Source organism: Mesorhizobium huakuii (assembly GCF_014189455.1).
GTDB classification, from domain to species: domain Bacteria; phylum Pseudomonadota; class Alphaproteobacteria; order Rhizobiales; family Rhizobiaceae; genus Mesorhizobium; species Mesorhizobium huakuii_A.
The window spans coordinates 606,493-631,016 of sequence record NZ_CP050296.1; the positions used below are offsets into that span (position 1 = coordinate 606,493).

The following is a 24,524-nucleotide window of genomic DNA, read 5'->3' on the forward strand; positions in this document are numbered from 1 at the left end:
GCATGCTGACCGTCAGTCAACCAGCAGACGGTAGGGATCCATGAGGTTCGCCTGGCTTGTGACTTTTCTCGCCACCACACTTTCCGCGGCCACGATCGTGCACGCCGACGAAGCCCCCGGCGAGCCGCAAGTTACGCAACACACATTCATCGCGCCACTTGCGGACAAGGACAGATTTGGATCGGCTATCGCCAGCCTAAAGAAGACCAATCTGTCGGGGATGCCCTGCAGGCAGTCGACATGCCGGACCTAGGATTTAGCCTGGTCACGGGAAGCTTTACCGACGAGGAAGCGGACATGCTTCTGTCGGAAGGATATCAGGAACCGGACTCGCTCGAAGTAAGCCTGTTCGCGGATGGAGGTTGCGAAGCACGCAGTCGGCTAGAGCCTGTGATGGATGACAAGCTCGTGCCGCCGAGCGTTTGCAGAGTAGTCGGGTCGCCCAGTCCTGTGACCAACGGGGCCACGGTTTGGATCATCGATAGCGGCGTCGACGACGACGTCGTCACAAAAGGGCTTCTTAATATTTCGGAACGGATCAACTGTATGGTCACTCCATGCAGCACGGTCACCAGCCTGCCAGACACTCAAGGTCACGGCACGATGGTTGCAGGCATCATTGGCGGAATGCGTGTGCCAAGTGGAACAAGCGGAAATCAATACCTTGGCATCGTTGGGGTCAGTCCCGGGGTGCCACTCAAGATTGTCAAGGCATTTGAGGGTGAGAAGTCGAAGATCGTCGGACCGCCGCTTGCCGCCCTGCAATATGTCAGTGATCATGCGTCCGCCGGCCAAATCCTGAACATCAGCTGGGGCGCCCAGTTCATGGAGACTGCGAGGAATGGTGGCCAATTGGGCCTGCTTGGTCAGATGGACAAGCTGCTGTTTGAGATCGCAAACAAGCAAGTCCGCATTGTGATTGCGGCGGGCAATGCGCGGGAAGACGACGAGGCGTCGTGGGTACAGTCCTTTTTCCCGGCGAATGCGTCGGAATATTTTTCTTCAAACCCAACGCAAGGCTTCATCCAAAGTGTCTCGGCATCCGACAGCGCTTATGTCGCGACCGGCACCGGCACTGGAGCGTGCAGCACGGTTTCAAACGGGTGGTGTGATGTGCTTTGGAATGGCGGCGCTTTTGGCGCGGCCATGTCCGAGCCCGGCGTTGGCGTCCAGGTGCTTTGGCGGAGCACAAACAATCACAAGCTAAGACAGAATATCTGTTCGGGGACATCCCTTGCCGCTCCAGTCCTGGCGGGACTGCTGGCTCGGACCACTGCGAATTTGCAGAAGGCCCAGATCAAAAAGGGCGTGATCCCAAATGCCGATCAGCTTGGATTTTCGACGGCCGGAACGCCGGACGTCACCGTTCCGGAATATCCGAAATGCAATTGACGCGCCGCACGGCCCTCCAAGGTTTGGGTCTTACCTCGCTGTTTGCGACGAGCGCAGGGCGTGCTTCGGCGGTTTTTGCTGGCGACTGCCACCCGCGGCTGCTGGTCGTTCATCTTCGGGGCGGACTTGATGCGCTGGCCGCGCTGCCGCCCCATGGTGATCCGGATTTCCGGAGGCTGCGAGGCAGGGCGAGAGAAGTTGACGCCTCCGACGACGCGTTCGGTGTGAAGCTTGATCCGCTGTTTGCGCTTCATCCGGCGCTGGAACCTCTTGCTCCGTTCTATTCGGCCGGCGAATTGCTGATCCTGCCCGCGACGGGCATCCCGGATATCGGGAAATCGCATGACGCCGCGCAGAGGGTCTTGTTCGACGGCCATGTCGACGGCGGCGATTTTGGCTGGCCGGGAAGAGCCGCTTCGGTTCTGTCGCAGGGAAGGCAAACAATCTGGCGTGCAGCGCCGGCCGACCTCTCGAATGATGTGCTTTTCGATCTTGTGTTGGCCAATCCGGGATTTGACATCGCCCGCCTTTGCCTCGGTGAGGCGTCCGGTTCAGCCGGAGACGCGGTGCAGACGTTGCTTGCACGGCGACATGCGCTGAGTGCTGCCAGCTTTGCCGCAGCGGCGACCTCGGCGGCGCAGGCGCTGTCCAGGCCGGACGGTCCGCGCGTGGCCCTGCTGCAGTTGGACGGCATCGATACCCACGTTGCTCAGGGAGAGCGTCTTTCGGCGACCCTTGGGACACTGGCGCGTGGTGTCGTCGCATTCTCGGAAGCGGCAGCCGCGATCTGGCGTCAAACCGCTGTGCTCGGCATTACGGAATTCGGGCGCTCCATCCACTTCAACGAACAAGGCGGCACCGACCATGGCAGTGCCAGCGTGGCGTTCTTGATGGGTGGTGCGATAGCCGGGGGGCGGATCGCGGGTCGCTGGCCCGGATTGGCGGCAGGTCAGCTTCACGACGGGACCGACCTGGCGGTCACCACCGATGTCCGCTCGATCATCAACGCGGTGTTGAAAGACCATCTTGGACTCTCAAGCCAGGCAATGGCGACGGTCGCTCCAAATGCATCGGGCCTTCAAGCAATCAAGGGCTTGTTTCAGATTTGATGCACCCTTGGCAAGAACGTGTCGCAGCGCCGACGTCCGCTTGTGAAGCAAAGTGAAAGTGTGATCGGCAGGTCTTTTGCGACAGCCCCGACGCCAAATCTCCACCTACAGCCGTTAGCCCTGCACGAATTCGTAGGCGTGGCACACCAGGCCGTCACCGATCTTTCGTGTGTTGACCAGGTGCAGCGGCTTGTTGCTGGTCTCGTCGAACAGACGCTGGCCGGTTCCCAGCACGACCGGGAAAACGATGAGCCGCAGTTCATCGGCAAGGTTCCGTTCTATCAGCGTGCGCACGAGCTGATAGCTGGCGTAGACCAGGATTTCCCCGTCCACTTTCCGCTTCAGCTCCGAAATCTCCTTGACCGCATCGCCGTTGAGGACCGTGGTGTTGCTCCACTGAGGACGGTCGAGTGTCGAGGACACGACGTATTTGGGGATGCTGTTCATTCTGGCCGCCCATTTGCTGCCCACGCGGACCTCCATAAAAGGCGTCCGGGACGCGAACCACTCAAAGCTCCGCCTGCCCAGCAGCAGCGCCTCGGCAGCCAGCGCTTCCTCCGTCTCGTTGGCGGTCCAGTCTTTGAGGTCCTTGCCCCCTGCGGACTGGCGGAACCAGCCGCCCAGTTCGAAGCCTTCCTCGCCGTCCGGGTCCTGGACCACTCCATCGAGTGTGGCATTTGTGCTGATGACGATCTTTCCCATTTCCGTGCTCCTTTGACGATATTGTCACGGGTGTAGACGTCGCGGCATCGCAAAAGGGGGCGCTCGGCGACCGCCCCTTTCGCGCCCTGGCCGGCGTCCATACGGTATGGAACCGCACACAGGAGGAACCGAGTTGGCGAGAACGGACCTGATGTCGAGGGCGCAGGCCGGCGACGGCGAGGCATTCCGGGCGTTGACCGAACCGCACCGTCGCGAGCTACAGGTGCACTGCTACCGGATGCTCGGATCGTTTCAGGATGCCGAGGACGCTCTCCAGGACACGATGCTCGCCGCATGGCGAGGTCTCGAACGGTTCGACGGGCGCGCCTCGCTTCGCACCTGGCTCTACCGCATCGCCACCAACCGGTGCCTCGACGCGCTGCGCTCCGCGCGCCGCCGCCCGGCAAAGCAGTGGGACATTCCGGGAATCGAACCGCCGGAACCCACTCGCCTCGGCGAAGTCCCCTGGCTCGAGCCCTATCCCGACGCCCTTCTGGACGGCGCGATCAGTGTGCCGCTCGGTCCGGAGGCGCGCTACGAGCAAACCGAATCCATTTCCCTGGCCTTTGTGACCGCCCTGCAGATCCTGCCGCCGCGCCAGCTCGCCGTCCTCATCCTGCGCGACGTGCTGGGATTCCACGCGAACGAAGTCGCCGACATGCTGGACACTTCAGTCGAATCGGTCAAAAGTGCCCTCAAACGCGCGCGTGCAGGGATGCAGCACCGGCTGCCGGTGACCACAGCCCGAGACCAGCCGCTTGCCGGCAACTCACCCGCCGAGGACGCGATCGTGGCGAAGTTCGTCAGCGCCTACGAATCCGCCGACATCGACGCATTGGTGGCTCTGTTGACCGACGACGTCTTCCTGTCGATGCCGCCGATGCCGCTGGAATACCAGGGCCGAGCCATTGTGGGCCGCTTCTTCGCACCCATTTTCGGCTCGGGACAGAGGTTCGAACTGGTGCCGACGCGCGCCAACGGCCAGCCGGCATTCGGCATCTACCGGCACACACCCACCGGCATCCACGGATCCGGCCTCTTCGTCCTCGCTCTCGCCGGCGACCGGATCGGCGCCATGACCGTCTTCGAAAACACGGTCCTCCCCACATTCGGCCTGCCGCCATCCCTCCCGGGTGCACGGTAGTTCGCCCGGCCTGCTCTATATCGGCCTGATCAAGGCCCCTTCCCTGTCGCTCGCCGAACCGCTGGTGCTGCCCTCGGTCGCCGCCGCCGTCATCGGCGGCGCCTCCACCTTCGGCGGCCGCGGCGGCTACACCGGCACCGACGCTGCTGAGGATTTAGCAGATGCCGGAGGGGCGAGACGGATATTGTTTGGGCCGATCGTGCTGTTCGTGACGGCGGCTTATTTGCGGATTGTGGAGGAAAGGTAGGGGGAACGGCTTACTTGGGGCCGGGGGCGGTCAGTCCGGTTCTGTTGAAAGGCATCGAATAGCGGCCGTACCGCTCCCGACCTCGTTACGGTCGAAACGGCAGTGCTGGTCTCACCAAAAACGGCCACTAGAATAGGTTGCTGATATGGCGGTTTCCGATCAATTGCGGACATTGGCAGACCTTCGCGCCCGATACGCCCTAGTCCAGCCTGGAAACCGGGATCAGGGCGTTTCCATCGCGAAAAATTTCAACTAGGTGCACGTTCTTGAGCCCGTCCCAATATCGCGGATTTATGTGCTCGAAGACGATCATCTGGAACTCTTTTCCCATTTCATTTGCCGTAGTGATGAACTGGTCCAAAAGCTCCAGTGCCAACTTGACCTTTGCGACATCGCTCTGGTCGACGTCCTTCTCGCCCTCCCCGTCCTCCTGATCATCCTCGCCCCAGTAGGGCCTAGAGAACTGATCAATAATCAGAAACGGTGCCACGTGAATGCCGTCGTTCCGCATAATCAGTTCATGCAGACCAAGGAACAGAAACAGGTGGAGGAACATGTGGTTGGAACTGCTGCCGACGTTCTCGGTCGATGCTGTTCTGGGCTTGCGCAGATGAAGCTTCTTTTCCGAGTAATTGAAGGCGGAACGATATTCGCCATAGTTCCCGAGCGCCGCCTTTGTTAGAGAAATATAATCTTGGATTGCCTCATCAAGAGCCCTGGTGAACAGCTCTTGCCGGTCGTTGACAGGTGACACAGCGAGGTCTTCGATTTCAGCTTCCAGGTTTGCGATCAACTCACTGTTGTCTGCAGCCTTTTCCGACTCTGGATCGCCGTACAGCTCAAGCTTGGCTTTCGTTTCGCCGATGAAGATATACTTATCTCTATCGGTCTCGAAGCTCTCCATCTCGGCGGGAAGGGCATGAAGGTCCTTTTCGAGCTTCTGGCGCTGACTTTCCAATGACTTGATAATTTCGGCAATGTTACTGTCCAACGGCGTCTTTCGAGCAGTAGCGTCTTTGATCTGCTGTAGACCCTCGGAAAGATTCCTGAGGATGTCGTCGAATACGGATGTCCGAACCGTCTCCTCGTAGTTCCTCATCAGATATTCAACGGGCTGGAGGCTATCCGCTGTCTCCTTAAGGGTCGCCTTATGATTTCCATATTCCGAGGCGAATTTGCGAAGCCCCCTGACTTTTCGAGAAACTCGGTATATCTGCGAAGAAATTTCCTCATACTGCGCGGATACATACAAATCGGGGCCACTCTCCCGCTCTGTCACCATTCGCTTCAACGCGGCGACTGAAGCATCTGCGTCTGTATCGTCGGCAACGAGTCCGTACCCCTTTGCCCGCGCGACGGTTTCAGCCAATTGGGCGTTAAACTGATCGCGCTTTTCCTGCGTTTTCGCGGTCAGTTTTTCAAGGCGGGCGAGGCTTCGCTCCAACTCAGCCCGCTTCTCTCGCTTCAGTATGTTCTCGACCGTGTCGATCCCCACAGCAATGTCGAATATGCGTGGTAACGCCTCTTGGTAGCGAGGCTCGTTCTGCTTGTCGAAAAACTGACCGCTATGCGTGATTATATCTTGAGAGATAGTGTTGAAGAGCAGGAAGTATCGCAGCGAAACCCTAGAGCCGGTTTGCAGCGTTCTCCCGCCAAAGGGAATTTTGACGTCTTGGTCGATGCCGAAGTCGGCGCTCAATTGCTTTTTCAAAACGCTTTCGCTGATATTCAGGATTGGCGCGGAGTCCGGCACTTCCCCCATTGAGGAGAAGTAGTAATCAGACGATGTGGTCGTTCCTGCCGGTGCACGTCTTGCCAGCGTATAGATTTTATCGTTCACATGAATGCGCAGTCCGTACCAGGCGACATTTTCGTTGATAATGCTCTCAGAAATCCGATGCTTGCTCGCAAACAGGCAATAATCGACGATGTCCAGGATGGCAGTTTTACCAGTGTGGCTGTCTCCGGTGATCACATTCACCTTGTTCGGCAAGAACGTAACGGACCTTCTTTGTTCGGTCTTGAGCCACAGGTGCAGGCTTTCGATGTAGAATTTCATAGCTCGATCCTCGCATTGAGGTAGAAAACTTCAGCATTGCCGGAAACCAGGGCGGCTATGTTTGGTGACGCGCGCTTAACGCGCTCGGCGCGTTTGCCCATCGATGCATCGAAGGGTAAGTCAGACGCAATCACCGCGCCGCCGCCCTTCAATTGAAGCACGCCCATCTCATTCAAAAATTGGAGGGCATTGACGGTCGGAACAAGCGACGCAAAATATCGCTCATTGAAATTGTAGAAAAATTCGATGTTATCGATCAGATACTGCTCAAAACTGACAAAGCGGAATCTGCCGTCTGCAAGTTTTTTTACCATCTGACGATGCGCAACAACTGGCAAAATCAACGCAATTTGGGGAATCGTTAGAAATCTCGCCTCTTTCAGCACAGAGGAGATCGCGAACGCATTGATCCCGAGATTGTTGTAATATGAACTGAACTTCACTTGTAGCGGTCTTTCCAGTCGCTCAACCAGCCAATCACCGGTCGATCAGAGAGATCGTAGAACCCGCCATGGCTCATGGGTATCGGAAGCTCCTGCGAAGCAAGCGTCAGCTTTCTCTGCCGCAAATCTCCGACAATCGCACGGGCCGATGCGCCCTCGTCACCAGTTGACTGTTGGCCTGAGTAGGCCTGGAGGAACTTGCCTTCCCACATGACGGAAGCCTCTTCCTCCAAATCGTCAATATCGGATTGGGTGATATCCCCGTCCTGGATCAGTCGTTCCATGTTATCGCGAAAGTGCAGCCGCCTAGTGGTGAACTTCGTATGAAACTCAATGTTATCCTCCGAGATGTCTTTGATATCCACCAATTGCTTGATGAACGTCTGGTCGAGGAGATTGTCCGGCAAAACAGGCGGAAATTTCCTGAAAAGCAGACCGCCGCTCCGAGCTTTATCGAAATATCGTCGGTATTTCTGGGTGAATTCGTCAAAGCTGATCGTGATTTTCTGCCCTGCCTTGACGGTGGCGTAAGAATTTTGCCGTACCTCTGAGTCGATGGCGTGAAAAACGTCGTTAATACGGGATTGGTGTATCTGCTTCTCGGCGATGGACGCTCTGCATAGGTTGATGATTTCGTCCTTCCCCAAAGCGAACGACAGGTGCTCAAAAAACCTCTCTGACACGGCGGCGTCGAGTGAGAGCACGTCATCGATGTAGCCTTGAATCACTAGGTCTTTGCTTTTCGCCTTTAGCGACGTGATATCCGCGACAAGCTCGGCATGACTTTTGGTGGTAGCTTTGAAGGCTTCAATGGATATCAGAAGGGCGTTTTTGTCGTTTTGTGACTTGTTGGATGCGAGCAGGAAGCTGGTCTTTTTAAGAAAGGCAAGCTGAGAATCCACGGACGCCCGTCCGTCCGCCGGGTCGATGATCAATTTGCACCAGTTCGAAATCGATTTCCAAAGATCACTGTCCATCGTCGTAAGATTGATAGGAGCGCCCTGTGCGCTCGTCTGAACTGTGTGCTTCAACTGGACGAGTAGATTAGTGCCGTCTGGACGCTCGATATGAACGTCATCTAAAACCTCCAAGCCCACAACTTGGCCGATTTTCATATTTAGCAGCTCATTTAGAAAGTAATAGTACTGGTAATCGAAACCAATTGATTTATCTTCTGCACTAGTCGTATCGACGCGCGACCTTCCGCTCATGGCCTACCAACAGAATTCGAGAAAACACGCCCCAAGTTGTTACCCCGACACCTAGCAGCTGCAAATCGCTATTTCAATTTACTAACAATGGGATTTGGAGCTAAGATCCATATCAATTTAACCGATTCAGTCGCTGACTTCGCCTTCTCGGGTATTGAGAAGGAAGATCTGGAGATTCTCGCTCGGTTTGAATAAATCTGGTCCCGTCCGGAATCGGCAGGCCTGCACTGTCGCTATCTGATTCCGAGCCGGCGTGGATGCACCTTGCGTCTAGCTGTTAAGCAGGCGTCGGTTGATACCCGCTTTCCCTCCCTGCCCCACCCCGCACCATCTCCCCAACCGCCTCCAGCAACACCCCCTGCTCGCCCACCCAGAACCAGTGATCCTCCCCTCCACCTCCACAAACCGCGCCCCCGCAATCCTCGCCGCCAGGTACCGCCCGGCCTCGACGCGTACGGCGCGGTCGCCGGTTCGGTGCAGGACCAGCGTCCTGGCCGAGACTTTTGACAGCAGCGGGCGCACATCGGTATCGCGCAGCAGGTCGGCCCACCAGGCGCGCGCTGGCGGTCGGAGGCGACGCTGGGCGTGAAGGTTTCGAATGGCCGCCTTGCCAGTCCTGCCAATTCGAAAGTCCGACCCTGCTGCCCCCGCCAGGTCTTGACGAAAATCGGTGCGCCTGACACGAGGGCAAATGGGGCATTCGCGCCATGGACGACGAGCAGGCGGTGGGCAAGCTGTGAAGCGCTTTTTTCGATTGCTTGCCGCTGTGATAATGGCGTCCGGCGTGGCCGGGTGCACCAGCGTCTCCTACTACGCGCAGTCGCTGGAGGGCCATGTGCAGATCATGGCCGCGCGGAAAAATGTCGGAAGGCTCATCCACGATCCCGCGACGCCCGTGGCATTGCGCACGAAGTTGACGTCGGCGAGCGCCATACGTCGCTTTGCCACGGATGAACTGGCGCTCCCCGATAACAGCAGCTACCGCAGCTATGTCGACATCGGTCGGGACAATGTGACCTTTGCCGTTTTTGCCGCGCCGCAATTCTCGCTCACGCCGATAACATGGTGCTTTCCGGTCTTCGGATGCGTTCCGTACCGGGGCTACTTTTCCCAGAAATCCGCGGTTGAAAGTGCTGCCGAACTGCGGCAACAAGGCTTGGACGTCTACGTCTCGGGCGTCACCGCCTATTCCACGCTGGGCTGGTTCAGCGACCCGCTGCTCAGCACCATGCTGCGTCAGGACGCCATATATCTCGCAGGCCTCATCTTCCATGAACTGGCGCATCAGGAAATCTATGTGAACGGCGACTCCGCGTTCAACGAGGCTTTCGCGGTCGCCGTCGAAACCACCGGGGTGAGGAAATGGCTGCGCGCCACCGGCAATCGCGCCGGATTGCGCAGTTACGAAATCGATCGCCAGCGCAGAGCGGATTTTCTCGGACTGATAGCGAAAACGCGGGACGAGTTGAGGCAGGTCTATGCCAGCCCCCGCACCTCGCAGCAGATGGCTGCCGCCAAAACAGCCGCGATCGACAGGCTGCGGGTGCGCTACCGGCAAATGCGCGACAGGCGCTGGGCCGGATATCGCGGATACGATGCCTGGTTCAATAACCCCATCAACAACGCAAAGCTCGCCGCGACTTCCGTCTACGGCGAACAGGTTCCGGCGTTCCTTCGCCTGTATGATTTGTGCTCAGGCGATTATCCAAGGTTCTACGCTTCCGTACGGCGGATTGCGGCATTACCCAAACCTTCCCGTGCGGAGGCACTGAGGAACGCAACGACGTGTAATTGACATCGACCAGCACGGCGGCCTCGCCGCCCTGACCAATGCCGGTTCTGGCCGACAGGCGCGGGAGCGGGGCCTGCCTCACCGTCCGCTCGTCATCCCCTCAATCCCCTCCAGCAACACCCTCTGCTCCCCCACCCAAAACCAGTGATCCTCCCCCTCGAGCTCGACAAACCGCGCCCCCGCTATCCTTCCCGCCAGGTATCGCCCGGCCTCGACCCGCACGGCCCGGTCACCCCTGCGGTGCAGCACCAGCGTCTTGGCCGAGACTTTTGACAGCAGCGGCCGCACGTCGGCGTCGCGCAGCGCCTGCAGCAGGCCGGCGACCGCACCGGGGCTGGAGGCGGCCCTGAGCAGGCCGGCCCACCAGGCGCGCGCCTGGCGGTCTTCGGCGACACTTGGCGCGAAGGTTTCGATTTCCGCCGGGCCGCCCCAACCGGCGAGCAGGCGCTGTTGCCAGAGATCGTATTGCGCCGAGGTCAGCGCGAAGGGATAGTCGGGCGCGCGGCTGCCCTTGGCGAGCGAGCCCCAGAGAACCAGGCCGCTCAGCCGGTCGGGGTGGTCGACGGCAAAGCAGATGCAGCCCGGCCCGCCCTCCGAAGCGCCGACCAGCAAGGCTTTGCGGCTGCCGGCGGCATCCATCACCGCCAATATGTCGCGCGCGGTGGCTTCGACGGTCGGGCGTGCGCCGACGCGGTCGGACAGGCCCATGCCGCGCCGGTCGAACAGGATCAGCCGGCCGAGCCGCGACACGGCACTGAGCCAGGCGCGGCAGCTCCGGTCTTCCCAGATGCGCTCGACATGCGAGATGAAGCCGGGAACAAGCACGATATCGGCCGGGCCGCTGCCTATGGTCTGGTAGGCGATATGGATGCCGTCCACGGCGACATAGCGGGTTCTCGGCATCTCCGGTTCGGCATCGCTGGCGCGCAACAAAGCGAGCGTGGCGGGATCCGGCGCCACGCCGAGTTCGTCGCGCAGCAGCCGCGCGCAGGCCTCGCCCTGGCGCTCGGCCGCCGCCCGGTCGCCGGCCGCCAGATGGGCACGGATCAGGTGGCGGTGGGCGCTTTCGCTCAAGGGGTCGAGGGCGGCAAGGCGAGTGGCGTGCATGACAGCGCCACGCGCATCGCCGCCGGCGATCCTGGCTTCGACCAGCCGCTCCAGCGCCTGCACCAGCCGGCTGCGCAAGGCCTCGCGACGGAAGAACACCCATTCCTCGAATTCGGGGCAATCCGGCAGAGAGAAGCCGGCGAGGTAGTCGCCGGTGTAGAGGCCGGCGGCATCGTCGAGCAGCCCGGCATCGCAGGCGTAATCGAAGGCCTGTGAGTCAGCCGCGACGAACAGTGGCGGGCGCACAATGAGGGATGTCGCGCTGGCGGATATGACCTCCTCGCCGAACGCGACGCGGATCTTGTAGAGCGTGCGCCGCAGTCGGGCGCGGGCGGCTTCCGCGTCGGCTTCGGGCCAGAGCAGCGTGGCGGCGACGTCGCGCGCCACCGGTCCGCCGGCCTCGGCAAGGTAGATGACGAGCGCCGCCGCCTTGCGCAAGGCGAGCTCTATCCGGCGCCCGTCCAGCCGGAACTCCGGAAAACCCAGAAGCCTGAGTTGTATCAGCTCCATCGATCCGCACGCGGCCGCAGGGGATTCGAGAGGACGTTGAGGGGACGCCGGCCTTCTATCCATCCCCGCGAATTCGAGCCGATCGGGCCCGATCAATTTCCTTGGAGCGAGAAATGTCACCGGTCAATACATCAAGCCACAGCACTTCAGAGCCGCTTGCCCGCAGCGTCCCTGCAGCCGGACATGGAGGTTGAGCCATGTGCCAGACTTGCCTCTCCTGGTATGCGCGCTGCGTTGCCCCCTATTTCGTCCATGCCGCCTGTTCGGCCGGCGCCTTCGCGCGGATGCGCAGGCGCGTCATCCCGAGGGCCGAAGGTGTCGTCGTCGAGGTCGGCTTCGGCTCGGGCCTCAACCTGCCCTATTACGATACCGCCAGGGTGCAGCGGCTGATCGGCATCGATCCCGACGGCACCATGCTCGGCCTCGCCGCGCCGAAAAGCCGTGCCATGCCATTCCCGGTCGAATGCATCCGGGCCGGCGGCGAAAGCCTGCCTCTCGCCGACGGCTTCGCCGACACAGTGGTCGTCACCTATGCCTTCTGCACCATTCCCGACGCCGAGGCGGCGCTCGGCGAAATCCGCCGCGTCCTGAAGCCGACGGGCCGGCTGCTCTTCATCGAGCACGGCCAGGCCGAGGGTCCGCGCTGCCGCCGCTGGCAGGAGCGGCTGAACCGCCTGTGGGGATCGATCGCCGGCGGCTGCCACCTCAACCGCGATCCGCTGCGCCTGATCGGTGGCGCGGGCTTCCGCCTGCTCGAAGTGCAGCACGGGCGGTTCCCCCTGCCCTTCTGGCAGTTGGGCAGCCACCACGCCGGCATCGCGGCGGCAGGCTGACCGGCCTTTGCCGCCACTCAGCCCGGCACCGCTCTCTTCGCTCGCTGTCCGCCTTGCTGCGTCACCGCCTCGCCGCATTCCACAAACCGGCGCCAGCCGCCGAAGGACGAGATGTCGGAGGCACCGCTGAGCCCAACGGTTTCGGCCAAAAAGCCCTTGGCCGAACTGCCGTCCTCGAGCTCGATGGTGCCGATGCCGAGCGGCGGCGGGATGGCGGCGACGAAGCGGCCGAAGGCGTCAGCCGACAGCCGCCAGACCTCGACCTCGACGGCGGCGCCGCCCTCGGCGACGCGGATCAGGCCGGGCTTGGGCACGGACTGGCCGGCCAGCGCGTAAAGCCTGTAGGCGGTGGATGTCCTGGCCGCGCGCGAAAACCGCGCGCCAAGCTGCGTGAGTTGGCCGTTGAGCGGCATGCCCGACAGATGCGCGCCGACAACCACGAGATCAATCATGCCGTCATCGGCTGACGACGCTGCCGGCGCAATGCCCGGCTGCGCCCAGCCGGTCGCGCCGAGCGGCACGTTGCTCGCGGCATGAATGTCGCGGGCAAGTGCCGCCGTCAGCCAGTCCCTGCCCGCCATGGCGAGCAAGGTCACGCTCATCGGCAGGCCGTCGCTGCGCTCGCCGGTCGGCACGGCGATGCCGCACATGTCGAGCAGGTTGACGAAATTGGTGTAGGTGCCGAGCCTGCTGTTGGTGGTGATCGGATCGGCGAGCACGGCGTCGAGCGCATAATGCGTCGGCGCGGTCGGCACGCAGAACAGGTCGACCGAAGCGATGACCGGCGCGAGCCTGGCCTTGTAGGCCTGCAGCGCATAGAGGCCCTTGAAGGCATCGGCCGCCGACAGGCCGCGCGCGCCACCGATGATCTTGCGCGTCACCGGATGCATCGCGGCTTCATTGGCATCCATGAAGTCGCGGATCGCGGCGTAGCGTTCGGCCACCCAGGCGCCTTCATAGAGCAGATTGGCGGTGGCGTAGAAATCGGTGAACGGGATTTCCACCAGCCGGCAGCCGAGCTTTTCCAGAAGGCCAAGAGCGGCCTCGAAGCCGGCTTGCATCGAGGCATCGCCGAAGAATTGCAGGTCCGCCTTCGCCGGCACCCCGACGCTCAGCACCGGCGGGCGCGCCGCAAGCGCCGGCACCTTCACAGCGCGCGAATAGGCATCGGCCGGGTCCTTGGCCGCGCCACGCCGAATACCGCATAGGCATCGTCGACGGTCAGCGCGAACACCGAGACGCAGTCGAGCGTGCGGCAGGCCGGCACGACCCCGGCGGCGGAGAGCGCGCCGACGGTCGGCTTCAGCCCCACGATGTTGTTGAGGCCGGCGGGGATGCGGCCGGACCCGGCCGTATCGGTGCCGAGCGCGAAGGACACGATACCGCGCGCCGTCGCCACCGCCGACCCCGACGAGGAGCCGCCGGGCACGAGGCTGGCATCGACGGTGTTCCTCGGGATCGGATAGGGCGTGCGCACGCCGACCAGGCCGGTGGCGAACTGGTCGAGATTGGTCTTGCCGACCACCAGCGCGCCGGCGGCCTTCAGCCGTGCCACCACGGTGGCGTCATGGTCGGGCGTATAGGCATATTCGGCGCAGGCGGCGGTGGTCGGCATACCGGCGACTTCGATGTTGTCCTTGACTGCGAACGGCACGCCCCACAGCGGCTTGGCCACCGGATCGAACGGCCCGAGCTTTTGCGCCTGCGCCAGCATCTCCGCCCGGCTGACCAGATGAATGAAGATACCGGGATCGTCAGCCGCCGCGATGCGCGCATGCACGGCATCGATCATGTCGGCGACAGTAACTCCGGCGGCGTAGGCCGCATGCAGACTGCCGATGTCGAAGCGGATCTCGCTCATTTGGCCTCCCCCAGAATGATCACCGGCAAATCCCACTGGATCAGCACGACGCAGCCGTTCTTCGTCCACACCGAATGCTCGGTGCCGACCGGGTTCAGGATGACGCTGCCGGCTGAATAGTCGCCATTCTCGTCGCTCTGCGTGCCCGCGAGCACGACGATGGTTTCCAGCCCGACATGGCGGTGGCGCGGCACGCCGGCGCCGGCCCGGTAGTCGAGGATCGCCACCGACGGCTCGACCGGCCCGCCCTTGAGCAGCCAGTGCACCGTGATGCCCTCGCGAAAAGGCTCGAACGCCAGGTCGCGCCAGCCGCCACCGACGAGGCCGGCAAAACTCAGATTAGCCATCGGCAAGTCCCTGCAGCACCTGGTCGGTCGTCGCCGTCCAGCCGACGATGGCGCCTTGCGCCCGGATCATGGCGATGGCCGCCGCCTTGAACTCGGGGAAATAGCTTTCCGTCGCGTCTTCGGCGAGCAGGCACTCATAGCCGCGATCATTGGCCTCGCGCATCGTCGTCTGCACGCAGACCTCGGTGGTGACACCGGCGAAAACCAGCTGCCTGGCGCCGAGCCGCTTCAGCTCGTCACCGAAGCTGGTCGCATAGAAGGCCCCCTTGCCGGGCTTCTCGATGACGATCTCGCCCGGCAGCGGCTTGAGTTCGTCGAGGATTGCCGTGCCCGGCTCGCCGACGATCAGCACCCTGCCCATCGGCCCGACATCGCCGATGCGGATCGACGGATTGCCGCGATTGCGCTTGGCCGGCGGCAGGTCGGACAGATCGGCGCGGTGGCACTCCATGGTGTGGATCACCGGCAGGCCGGCGGCACGGAACCCTTCGATCAATTTCTTCACCGTCGGCACGATCGCCGTGACCCGGCTGACATCATTGCCGAGGCTGGCGCCGAAGCCACCCGGCTCGGCGAAATCGCGCTGCATGTCGATGACGACCAGCGCCATCGTCTGCGGCTTGAAGGCGAAGGAAAACGGCAGCGCATCGATTTCCGGCATCAGTGATGTCCTGCCATATGCTCGCCGATCGTCTGAACGCTCGCTTGCGCGATCGGCGTCTCGTAGACCAGCGCGCCGTCCGACATGACGAAGATGCGGTCCGACAATTCCAGCAACTCGTCGAGGTCCTCCGACATCAGCAGCACGGCCGCACCCGCATTGCGCGCCTTCATGATGCGGGCGCGGATTTCGGCCACGGCCGAGAAATCGAGGCCGAAGCATGGGTTGGAGACGATCAGCAGATCGACCTCGCCGGTCAGCTCGCGCGCCAGCATCGCACGCTGCACATTGCCGCCCGACAGCGAGGCGATGGGCGAGGACAGGGAGGCGGTCTTGACCTTGAACTGCTCGACCAGCCGGGCGCTGAAGGCGCGGATAGCGCTGGTGCTGATCCAGCTTACCGGCCGGCCATTGCCGTCCATGTCGAAGGTGCGGAAGGAGATGTTCTCGGCCACTGTCATTTTCGGCGCGCAGGCATTCTTCAGCGGCTCCTCGGGAATGAGCCGCACATTGAGCGCACGCGCCTCGGCCCGTGTCGCCGCATAGGCGGAACCGCGCACCAGCACCTCGCCGCCGTCGCGCGGCCGCTGGCCGGCCAGCACTTCAAGGAATTCCTTCTGGCCGTTGCCGGAAATGCCGGCGATGCCGACGATCTCGCCCGAGCGCACGCCGAGATCCGCGATGCGGATCGACTTCAGCCCGGTACGGTCCGGCGCCTTCAGCGATTTGACCTTGAGCACGATCTCGGCATCGGCCTTGGGTGCTGCGCGGCTGTCGAGAGCGGCGATCGGCTGGTCGCCGATCATCATCGCCGCCATCGCCTTGTGGTCGAGATCGGCGACGCGGCCGGTTCCCGTCAGTCTGCCCTTGCGCAGCACGCTGACATCGTCGGCGAAGGCGGTCACCTCATGGAATTTGTGCGAGATCATCAGCACGGTGAGGTCGCCGGCCTTTGTCATGTCCCGCACCAGCCCCAGCACCTCCTGCGCCTCGCCGGGCGTCAGCACCGAGGTCGGCTCGTCCAGCACCAGGAAGGAGCGGCCGAGATAGAGCTGCTTGATGATTTCAAGCTTCTGCTTCTCGCCGGCCGCGAGCTCCGCCACCTTGACGTCGAGCGGCAGCTTGAACGGCATGCGCTCCATGAACACGGCAAGCTCTCCGCGCTCCTTGCGCCAGTCGATCACACCGGGAACTTTTTCGCGCGAGATGACGAGGTTTTCCGCACCGGTCAGCGAGGGGACGAGGGTAAAGTGCTGGTAGACCATGCCGAGCCCGAGCGCCGAGGCGTCGCGCGGACTGGCAATCGCCACCTCGCGGCCATCGACGAGGATGTCGCCGGAGGTCGGGTGATAAAAACCCATCATGCATTTGACCAGCGTCGACTTGCCGGCGCCGTTCTCGCCGAGCAGCGCATGGAACGAGCCCGCCGGCACCTTCACCGACACGGCGTCCAGCGCCGTGAAACCGCCGAAACGCATGGTCATCCCAATGGTTTCGACGCCGACCGCTTTCCTGTCGCTCATCGCGGCCTCCTCACGGCAGTTGCGCGATAAGCGCCTTCGAATTCGACACCGTGCCGAAGACGCCGCCCTGCATCTTGATCATCTTGATCGCCGCCAGATGGTTGCCGAAGTCGGTCGCCCCGCAGCAATCTTCCAGCATCATGCATTCATAGCCGCGGTCATTGGCCTCGCGCATGGTGGTGTGCACGCAGACATCGGTGGTGATGCCGGTCAGCACGATGTTCTCGATGCCGCGCTGGTTGAGGATCAGCTCCAGATCGGTGGCGCAGAACGAGCCCTTGCCGGGCTTGTCGATGATCGGCTCGCCCTCGATCGGATAGAGGTCGGGGATGATGTCCCAGCCCGGCTCGCCACGCACCAGGATGCGCCCGCACGGACCGGGGTCGCCGATGCCGGCATTGATGCGGCGCGAGCGCCAGCGCTTGTTGGCCGGCAGGTCGGCGAGATCGGGTCGGTGCCCCTCGCGCGTGTGGATGATGGTGTAGCCCTTGGCCCGCATCGCCGACAGCACCGCCTTGATCGGCTCGATCGGCGCCCGGACCAGTGAGAGGTCGTAGCCCATATGGTCGACATAGCCGCCCGGCCCGCAGAAATCGGTCTGCATGTCGATGATGATCAGCGCCGTGTTGTCGGGCCGCAGGTCGCCATTATAGGGCCACGGATAGGGCTCGGCGTCGATCGTGTGCTGGGTGAATTCGGCTCTGGCGTTCATCGGCAAAACTCCAGTCATTTGGTGCCAGTCATTTGGTGATCGACAATTCGCCCGGCGCGCCCGCAAGCGAGCGCGTCGGCGACGAGGTGGCGATCATGATGATGAGGGTGAGGATGTAGGGCGCAGCGTAGAACAGATAGTACCCTTGCGTGACGCCGACCGATTGCAGCGCCGGTCCGAGCGCGCCCGCCCCGCCGAACAGAAGGGCGGCGGCAAAGCAGCCGAGCGGGTTCCAGCGCGCGAAGATGACCAGCGCCACCGCCATCAGGCCCTGCCCCGACGAGATGCGCTCGGTCCAGCTGCCGGGATAATAGAGCGACAGATAGGCGCCGCCGATGCCGGCCAACGCGCCGCCAACGCCGGTGGCGGCGAGCCGCACCGTGTCGGGGTTGAGACCCATGGCGCGCGCCGCATCCGAACTGTCGCCGACGACGCGCACGATGAGACCTGCGCGCGTGTTGCGGAACGCCCACCACAGGATGACCGACAGCACCGCCCCGATCAGGAACAGCACGTTGACGTCGAGTGCCGCCTGCACCTGGGGAATGTCGGACCAGCCGCCGAAGGGAATGGCCGGCAGATTGGGGGCCTTCGGCTTGATGAACGGCTTACCGAAGAAGAAGGCCAGCCCCGAGCCGAACAGCATCAGCGCGATGCCGATGGCGATGTCGTTCACCTTGGGGAATTTGCAGATCCAGCCGTGGAACAGGCCGAAGCACAGGCCGGCGAAGGCGGCGGCAAGCAGGCCGATCCAGGGCGAGTTGGTCATCACCGCGACCGCATAGGCGGTCATGGCGCCGAAGACGAGCGTGCCTTCGAGCCCCAGATTGATGCGGCCGGACCGCTCGGTGATCGCCTCGCCCAGCGAGACGAAGATGAAGGGCGTCGACACGCGGATGGCGCCACCCAGAATGGCCAGCGGCACGCCCCACAGGCCGATCTCGGTCGCGTCCATCAGGCAGTCCCCTTCAAGAGATCGGGCCTCTTCCACAGATCGGGATTGAAGGCCTTGAAGCGGCCGTAAAAGGTTTCGCTGAACAGGATGACGATGAAGATCATGCCTTGCAGCACCAGCACCGTGGCGTCTGGCAGGTCCAGGCGGCGCTGGATCAGCCCGCCCGAGGCGTCGATGCCGCCAAGCAGGATGGCGACCGGGATGATCGCCAGCGGATTGTGGCGGGCCAGGAAGGCGACGAGGATGCCGGTATAGCCATAGCCGGCGGCGAGCGAGGCATTGGCGCTGCCCTGCACGGCGGCGACCTCCAGCATGCCGGCAAGCCCGGCGAAGCCACCGGCCAGCGCCGTGAAGCCGACGATGAGCGGCCCGACGGCCAGCCCCTGCACCTGTGCCGCCCGCACATTGCCACCGGCGATGCGGGCGGCAAAACCCCAGCGGGTCTTTTCGATGAGCACCCAGGACAGGACGCAGGCGACGACGCCGACGACCAGCCCCCAATGCACGTCCATGCCCGGTATGTTGCCGATACGGTAGATCTCCGCCAGCGGTTGCGTCGACGGCTTGTTGAGCGAGGCCGGGTCGCGCAGCGGCCCTTCGACCAGCTGGTTCATCAGCGCTATGGCGATGTAGGCCATCAGCAGGCTGGAGATGGTTTCGTTGACGGCCCGGTAGTGGCGCAGCGCGCCGACGGCACCGATCCAGATGCCGCCGGCGGCCAGGCCCGCCACGCCCATGGCAAGAATGACGATTGGGGAAGGCGCGCCGCTCAGCGTCACGCCGATGGCAGCGGCGGCAACACCGCCGAGCACGATGGCGCCCTCGCCGCCGATGACGACGAGGCCAAGCCGCGCCGGCAGCGCCACGCAGAGCGCCGCCAGAAGCAGCGGTGCGGCCCGCGACAGCGAGTTCTGGATGGAGAACCAGGAGCCGAAACCGCCGCGCCACATGGTTTCATAGAGCAGGACCGGCGACTTGCCGACGAGCGCAATGAACAGGCTGAACAGCGCCATGCCGACGACGAGTGCCGCCAGCGGAATGACGAAAGCCTCCGCCCGCCGCGCGATCCATTCCAGCGCCGCCGGATAGAACCTGGCGCCGAAGAGTGCCGGCACGCCGGCTTCTGTCACCGTATCCGTCATCGCCCCACTCCCCTCAGATCAGGCGGTCGAGCCGACGACGCCCTCGACGAGATAATCCATGCTTTCGAGCTCGATGGCGGTCTCGACGAAGGCCTGGCCCGCGGTGGCGACGACGGCACCCTTGTTGCTCTTCAGCGGCCCCTTGATGACGGAGAAGCCACCCTTCATCATTTCAGCCAGCGTGGCGTCGAACTGCTTGCGCGCCGGCTCGCCGACGGCGGGGCCGAGCGGGCTCATCTTGACGAAGCCGTCGGCCAGGCCGCCGCGGGTGAAGTTGGGCAGCGGCGTGCCGGCGACGAGGTCGTCGACGAACATCTTGTAGACCTTGGCCCAGTTCCACTCGGCGCCGGTCAGGTATTTTTCCGGCGCCAGCGGGCTCTGGTTGGCGTGATAGCCGCAGACGAAGGCGCCGCGGCCGGCCGCGGTCTCGACCACCACCTTCGGGCTGTCGACATGGCAGGTGATGACGTCGGCGCCCTGGTCGACCAGCGCGTTGGTGGCTTCCGCTTCCTTGACCGCCAGCGACCATTCGCCGGTGAAGATGACCTGGCAGGTGATGGCCGGATCGACCGAGCGCGCGCCGAGCAGGAAGGAATTGATGTTGAGCAGCACCTGCGGGATCGGCTTGGCGGCGACGAAGCCGAGTTTCTTGGTCTTCGAGGTGTGGCCGGCAACGACACCGTTCAGATACTGGCCCATGCCGATATAGCCGAAATAGGAGCCGGCATTCATCGGATGCTTGGCCTTGTCCCACATGCCGCCGCAGTGGCGGAACTGCACGTCGGGGAATTTCGCGCACATCGCCAGCATGTGCGGGTCGAAATAGCCGAACGAGGTCGGGAAGATCAGCGAGGCGCCGTCGAGATTGATCATCGATTCCATCGTCTTCTGGACATCGACCGTTTCCGGCACGTTCTCCTCCTCGACGACGGTAATGCCCTCGATGCCCTTCAGTGTCGCCGCCCCCTCGGCATGCGCCTGGTTGTAGCCATAGTCGTCCTTCGGCCCGACATAGATGAAGCCGACTGTGGCGGTGGCGGCAAAGGCCCGCGAGATGGGAAGGGCCGCCGAGGCAAGCCCGAATGCCGCCCCGGCGGCGGAGGTCTTGAGCAATTGGCGGCGGCTAAGCATGAATCTGTCGGTCATCTGAATGCTCCCCTGTAGGACCCTTTCCGGGTCGGTTAACGCCTTCTCAAGAAAGTGCATGCAATCGCCATGCCAGTTCAAATTTATAAATTTATCCAATAAAATCAATGACGGTTGCAACACGCCATGCACAAGCGAGAGGCAATTGCATGCACTTTTTGCCTTGAAAACAGCCAATTTGACATGCAGATTAAAACATAGGCATAGAGGGTGCGACCTGAGTCGGGATCGCGCCGTCTGGCCGCTGGATTTCATGGCTTGGGACGCCGGAGCACGGGAGGCGAAGCGGATTTGTCGGCAAAGCGCGGGTTGATCCGGTCGGGCACGACCGTCGATCAGATGGTGCGGGCGATCGGCGACCGCATCGTCACCGGCGTGCTGCGTCCGGGCGAAAAACTCGACGAGGTTTCGCTGGCCGCCCGCTTCGAGGTGTCACGCACGCCGGTGCGCGAGGCGCTCGGCCAGCTCAGCGCCATGGGCCTCGTCGAAAGGCGACCCAACAGGGGCGCCATCGTCGCCGTCGTTACCCAGGAGCATCTCACCTCGATGTTCGAGAGCATGGCCGAGCTGGAAGGCATATGCGCGCGCTTCTGCGCCGAGCGCATGACCGGCAGCGAGCGCCGCGCGCTCGAGACCGAGCACCAGGCCTCGGCGCGGCTGGTGCGGCTGGGCGCCGAGGAAGACTATGAATATTTCAACACCGAGTTCCACAGCCGGCTCTATCGCGGCGCCCACAGCACCCACATCCAGGAGCTGACGGCGACGACGCGCAGCCGGCTGGCCCCCTTCCGCCGCGCCCAGTTCAGGCTGGCCGGACGCCTGGCCAAATCCTGGCAGGAGCATGATGCCATCGTCACCGCGATCCTGCGTGGCGACGGCGCCGCCGCAGGCAAGGCCGCGCGCGACCACGTCTCCATCGTCAGCGAGGCAAGCGCCGTCTTTGCTGTCGGCGACCAGCCGAAGGCCGCCACCATGCGCCGGTGACGTCAGGCTGAGGGTCCAGCCAGCTTCAATGGCATCGGGGACATGGCCAAGCCGTGTCGCACAACCGGTGCGACAAGCCCCCTCACCAAAACCCGACCAGCGATCTAAGCATCGCAACCGGGCCAACCGCCTCGCGGCACATCTCGCGAAAGCCGGCCCGTCCCGTTGCATCGAGCACATCGTCGTCGATGGCGCGCAGGATGGTGCTCGCGTTGCGCCAGCCGATCCTGGCCAGCGCCGAGGCCAGCTCGGCGCGCGCCGGATCAAACGCGGCGCGCTCATCCATCATGCCCGCAACCTGGTCGAGATCATTGCTCGCGTCGAGCGTGTGCCGCGGATCTCCACCACGCTACGGACGTCGAAAGGCCTGGCAAAGCCGAGGAAATCAGAGATCAGATACAGCGACGTGGCCGCCGATGAGACGAGCTGCTCATAGCACATGAAATGCACCGGGGCGCCGGCGCGGCGAAGCGCATCCATGGCGAAGTAGAACTGGTTCCAGTAATCGGCTGGCGACCGGAACCTGTATTCCATTCGCCTTGCTCCGGTAAAATCCTGCCTGACCTCGAACGGGTTGCTGAGAAACGAGCCGAGATTTCCGTTCGGCTTGAAGATCGTGTCGTTCCTGGCAAGGCGATACCACGACAGAATCTGACTGACGGGATCCTTGCTCATGACGACAATGGGCAAGCCGCCATGGTCGATCTCGCGCCCGCTCATCAACGCGGGGAAGACCCCGTGTTTCCAGAACCCCTGATCGAAGACGACCGGGATTTCGAGGTAGCGTTCAATAAGGTGCTTGGCGAGGTTGGTGCCGGATCGCGGCGTCCCCATCACCCGGACGGCAATATTGCCGGGCCGCTCCCGCGCCCCGCCGAGCGTCGACATATCCACAATGGTTCCCATCACGCCCTGCGAAAAACTGGTTGTTCGGCCGCCAACGGGCCAGGCCCCCTGGCCTGCCCGGCCACCACCCGGTTCGGCCCATAAATCCTCGGCGCTAGATCATCTGAAGCGATGCCTGCGACAGGGTCGACGGCCGCGGCGTGGTCGGCTTCTGCGGCGTGGTCGATTGCCGCCACGTGGTCGACTATGGTGGCGAAAAACGCGCGCTCACGGATCGGGCGGTATCGTGTCGCGATGATGTGGCGCAATTCCGCCAGCCAGACCGGATCCGTGCAGGCCTTGGCGACCGCGGCGCACCAGCCTTCAACGTCGCGCGCGGGGATGGTCGGCATCAGCCCTTGCGTTGCCTCCGTCAGCGACGGAGCGTCCGAAATCAGCACCGGCAGCCCGAAATCGAGGCACTCGGCCGCTCCCAGGCCCCAGCCTTCGACCGCGGAAGGATAGACGCTGAATTCGGCGTCCCGATAGAGTTCCGCCAGTTCCCGGTCGCCGAGGTTGGAGCGGAACTCGACATGTTCGGCAAGCTCGGGATGCTGCGCCATGAAGGCGGTAAGCTCCTCATACATCCAGCCCCATCGGCCGCACAGCACGAGCGTCGGCAGCCGCTCACCCAGCAGCGGCAAAAGCCGGTGCCAGACCTTGAGCAGAAGGATGTGGTTTTTGCGGATCTCGATCGTCGAGCAGTAGAGGACGAATTTGCGCTTCTGATTTTGCCGTTCGACCGACATCTCCCGGTCGGTGACGCTTTCCCTCAGGAAGGCGCCGGGCGATGCAACCGCGACTTGGGGAATCCGGCGCAGGCCGGAGGCCTTGGCATGGCATCTCACCCTGTCGGCGGTGTATTTCGACACGCAGACGAGCAGCTGCGCATTTTCGAGCTGCCATGCCGTGTTGCGGGCGAAACCGCGCGCGTGATGCGGACCGACGAATTGCGGGAAGTCGATCGGAATGAGGTCGTGCATCAGGGTGAAGATGCCGCTTTTGGCTTTTCCCGTGAGCTTCTTGGCGGCCAGTTCGTGCACGCTTGCGCTGGACAGAAAGCATATGGCGTTTTCGTCTTTCAGCGGATCTCCGGTGTCGAGCCTGCTTGGCCGCAGCGCCGACTTCACGATCTTGAAAAGCCGGATGGCCGTCTTGGACAGCTGAAACCTAAGCCCGCGCCTCTTCTCGGAACCCGAGAGGAAGATCGCCGCCACGCGATCGAACTCGCGCCCACAGGCAAAGGGCGCCTCCCGCATGATCGCCAGCACTTTCCACAGCCGCGCCAGATAGGAGTTGCCCTCGCCGCCAATCGGCTGCGGCAAATCACCGTCGACGAGCCGCTTCAGATACCGAAGTTCGGTTTCATCGAGCCTCTGACCCTGCCCCCACGCGTCGACGATGAAGAAGCCGACCGGCGAGCCCTTCCAACGAAGCGCCTGGCGAATGAGCGCCGTTTCGACGCGCGGGATACCCACTGGTGGATGCGGCCCCCAGCGAAACGGCAGGGAGGCATCAATATACAGTTTTTTCAATGGTTTACCTTCGAGGTTGCTTCACCGAAATCAATCAATCCGGAGGCAACAAAATCCGTGGCGGTCAAAGCCGCATCCATTCGGATTGTTTGCCTTTGTTCCGAGGCCCGAGGGTTGCAAATGATCGTCCTCAGGTGTTGATTTCTTCTACGTGGGAAATTTACCCACGTCAAGCACACAGAGTTGACTTGTGGGTAATTTTCCCACATGTTGAACTGTCAGCG

Annotated in this window: 21 protein-coding genes and 2 pseudogenes; 7 read left to right on the forward strand and 16 right to left on the reverse strand. The window is 62.7% G+C overall.

Translation table 11 applies throughout. The features are described from left to right. Nucleotides 1-240 precede the first annotated feature (240 nt). Nucleotides 241-1,392: a S8 family serine peptidase gene (locus HB778_RS03010; RefSeq protein ID WP_183461365.1), complete on the forward strand. Its 1,152-nt coding sequence runs from the start codon at nt 241-243 to the stop codon at nt 1,390-1,392. Continuing rightward, a complete protein-coding gene (locus HB778_RS03015) occupies nt 1,383-2,501 on the forward strand; it encodes a DUF1501 domain-containing protein (protein ID WP_183461366.1) in 1,119 nt (372 codons plus the stop codon). Before HB778_RS03010 ends, HB778_RS03015 begins: the two co-directional genes overlap by 10 nt. Before the next feature lie 114 nt (nt 2,502-2,615). Here the strand turns inward: HB778_RS03015 and HB778_RS03020 are convergent, their stop codons facing one another. Further along, entirely contained in the window at nt 2,616-3,203 is a 588-nt protein-coding gene (locus HB778_RS03020; protein WP_183461368.1) for a dihydrofolate reductase family protein, read from the reverse strand. A 133-nt stretch (nt 3,204-3,336) separates the two neighbouring features. Here HB778_RS03020 and HB778_RS03025 point away from each other — a divergent pair, with 133 nt between their 5' ends. Beyond that, nucleotides 3,337-4,347: a sigma-70 family RNA polymerase sigma factor gene (locus tag HB778_RS03025; RefSeq protein ID WP_183461370.1), complete on the forward strand. Its 1,011-nt coding sequence runs from the start codon at nt 3,337-3,339 to the stop codon at nt 4,345-4,347. Continuing rightward, a pseudogene (locus HB778_RS03030) lies at nt 4,331-4,594 on the forward strand (ABC transporter permease); the annotation flags it as partial. The gene HB778_RS03025 and the pseudogene HB778_RS03030, both read left to right, overlap by 17 nt. Nucleotides 4,595-4,793: 199 nt before the next feature. Here the strand turns inward: HB778_RS03030 and HB778_RS03035 are convergent. Genes HB778_RS03035 through HB778_RS03045 form a run of 3 tightly spaced genes read right to left on the reverse strand, consistent with a single transcriptional unit; the run spans nt 4,794 to nt 8,307 of the window. Next, the gene (locus HB778_RS03035) at nt 4,794-6,653 is read right to left on the reverse strand and encodes a DUF3732 domain-containing protein (protein WP_183461372.1); all 1,860 of its coding nucleotides are present in this window, start codon (nt 6,651-6,653) and stop codon (nt 4,794-4,796) included. Continuing rightward, nucleotides 6,650-7,096: a three component ABC system middle component gene (locus HB778_RS03040; RefSeq protein ID WP_183461379.1), complete on the reverse strand. Its 447-nt coding sequence runs from the start codon at nt 7,094-7,096 to the stop codon at nt 6,650-6,652. The genes HB778_RS03035 and HB778_RS03040 overlap by 4 nt, the downstream gene beginning before the upstream one ends. Beyond that, nucleotides 7,093-8,307 carry a hypothetical protein gene (locus tag HB778_RS03045; protein ID WP_183461381.1) on the reverse strand — a complete coding sequence of 405 codons (1,215 nt, stop codon included), beginning with the start codon at nt 8,305-8,307 and terminating at the stop codon, nt 7,093-7,095. The genes HB778_RS03040 and HB778_RS03045 overlap by 4 nt, the downstream gene beginning before the upstream one ends. 772 nt (nt 8,308-9,079) lie before the next feature. Between HB778_RS03045 and HB778_RS03050 the strand changes: the two genes are divergently transcribed. Then, entirely contained in the window at nt 9,080-10,102 is a 1,023-nt protein-coding gene (locus tag HB778_RS03050; protein ID WP_244661955.1) for an aminopeptidase, read from the forward strand. Nucleotides 10,103-10,177: 75 nt separating this feature from the next. On the opposite strand, the gene HB778_RS03055 is transcribed toward HB778_RS03050, so the two are convergent. Further along, nucleotides 10,178-11,716, reverse strand: a complete 1,539-nt coding sequence (locus HB778_RS03055) for an alpha/beta hydrolase (protein WP_183461385.1) — start codon at nt 11,714-11,716, stop codon at nt 10,178-10,180. A 197-nt stretch (nt 11,717-11,913) separates the two neighbouring features. Here HB778_RS03055 and HB778_RS03060 point away from each other — a divergent pair, with 197 nt between their 5' ends. Further along, nucleotides 11,914-12,549: a class I SAM-dependent methyltransferase gene (locus tag HB778_RS03060; protein ID WP_183461387.1), complete on the forward strand. Its 636-nt coding sequence runs from the start codon at nt 11,914-11,916 to the stop codon at nt 12,547-12,549. Nucleotides 12,550-12,566: 17 nt separating this feature from the next. Here HB778_RS03060 and atzF read toward each other — a convergent pair. The 8 genes and pseudogenes from atzF to HB778_RS03100 form a co-directional block, all read right to left on the reverse strand. Continuing rightward, nucleotides 12,567-14,410: pseudogene (gene atzF / locus HB778_RS03065) on the reverse strand (allophanate hydrolase). After that, nucleotides 14,407-14,757, reverse strand: coding sequence for a cupin domain-containing protein (locus HB778_RS03070; RefSeq protein WP_183461389.1), 351 nt, complete (start codon nt 14,755-14,757; stop codon nt 14,407-14,409). The pseudogene atzF and the gene HB778_RS03070 overlap by 4 nt, the downstream one beginning before the upstream one ends. Then, complete coding sequence (locus tag HB778_RS03075) at nt 14,750-15,418, reverse strand: cysteine hydrolase family protein (protein WP_183461391.1); 669 nt, start codon at nt 15,416-15,418, stop codon at nt 14,750-14,752. Before HB778_RS03075 ends, HB778_RS03070 begins: the two co-directional genes overlap by 8 nt. After that, nucleotides 15,418-16,941 (reverse strand): ABC transporter ATP-binding protein, encoded by a 1,524-nt coding sequence (locus tag HB778_RS03080; RefSeq protein ID WP_183461393.1) that lies wholly within the window; start codon nt 16,939-16,941, stop codon nt 15,418-15,420. Before HB778_RS03080 ends, HB778_RS03075 begins: the two co-directional genes overlap by 1 nt. 10 nt (nt 16,942-16,951) lie before the next feature. Then, a complete protein-coding gene (gene biuH, locus HB778_RS03085) occupies nt 16,952-17,653 on the reverse strand; it encodes a biuret amidohydrolase (RefSeq protein WP_183461395.1) in 702 nt (233 codons plus the stop codon). Nucleotides 17,654-17,681: 28 nt separating this feature from the next. Next, nucleotides 17,682-18,608 (reverse strand): ABC transporter permease, encoded by a 927-nt coding sequence (locus HB778_RS03090; RefSeq protein ID WP_095203915.1) that lies wholly within the window; start codon nt 18,606-18,608, stop codon nt 17,682-17,684. Then, nucleotides 18,608-19,750, reverse strand: coding sequence for an ABC transporter permease (locus HB778_RS03095; RefSeq protein WP_183461397.1), 1,143 nt, complete (start codon nt 19,748-19,750; stop codon nt 18,608-18,610). The genes HB778_RS03090 and HB778_RS03095 overlap by 1 nt, the downstream gene beginning before the upstream one ends. Before the next feature lie 18 nt (nt 19,751-19,768). Next, nucleotides 19,769-20,896, reverse strand: coding sequence for a BMP family ABC transporter substrate-binding protein (locus tag HB778_RS03100; protein WP_183461399.1), 1,128 nt, complete (start codon nt 20,894-20,896; stop codon nt 19,769-19,771). 339 nt (nt 20,897-21,235) lie between these two features. Between HB778_RS03100 and HB778_RS03105 the strand changes: the two genes are divergently transcribed. Next, complete coding sequence (locus HB778_RS03105; RefSeq protein WP_244661956.1) at nt 21,236-21,880, forward strand: GntR family transcriptional regulator; 645 nt, start codon at nt 21,236-21,238, stop codon at nt 21,878-21,880. Nucleotides 21,881-21,962: 82 nt separating this feature from the next. On the opposite strand, the gene HB778_RS03110 is transcribed toward HB778_RS03105, so the two are convergent. From HB778_RS03110 to HB778_RS03120, 3 genes are read right to left on the reverse strand one after another with little or no spacing between them, the layout of a single operon-like run. Then, nucleotides 21,963-22,169 carry a hypothetical protein gene (locus HB778_RS03110; RefSeq protein WP_183461403.1) on the reverse strand — a complete coding sequence of 69 codons (207 nt, stop codon included), beginning with the start codon at nt 22,167-22,169 and terminating at the stop codon, nt 21,963-21,965. Then, nucleotides 22,166-22,786, reverse strand: coding sequence for a hypothetical protein (locus HB778_RS03115; protein ID WP_183461405.1), 621 nt, complete (start codon nt 22,784-22,786; stop codon nt 22,166-22,168). Before HB778_RS03115 ends, HB778_RS03110 begins: the two co-directional genes overlap by 4 nt. Beyond that, on the reverse strand, nt 22,786-24,300 hold the full coding sequence (locus tag HB778_RS03120; protein ID WP_183461407.1) for a glycosyltransferase: 1,515 nt from the start codon (nt 24,298-24,300) through the stop codon (nt 22,786-22,788). Before HB778_RS03120 ends, HB778_RS03115 begins: the two co-directional genes overlap by 1 nt. Between the last annotated feature and the right edge of the window lie 224 nt (nt 24,301-24,524).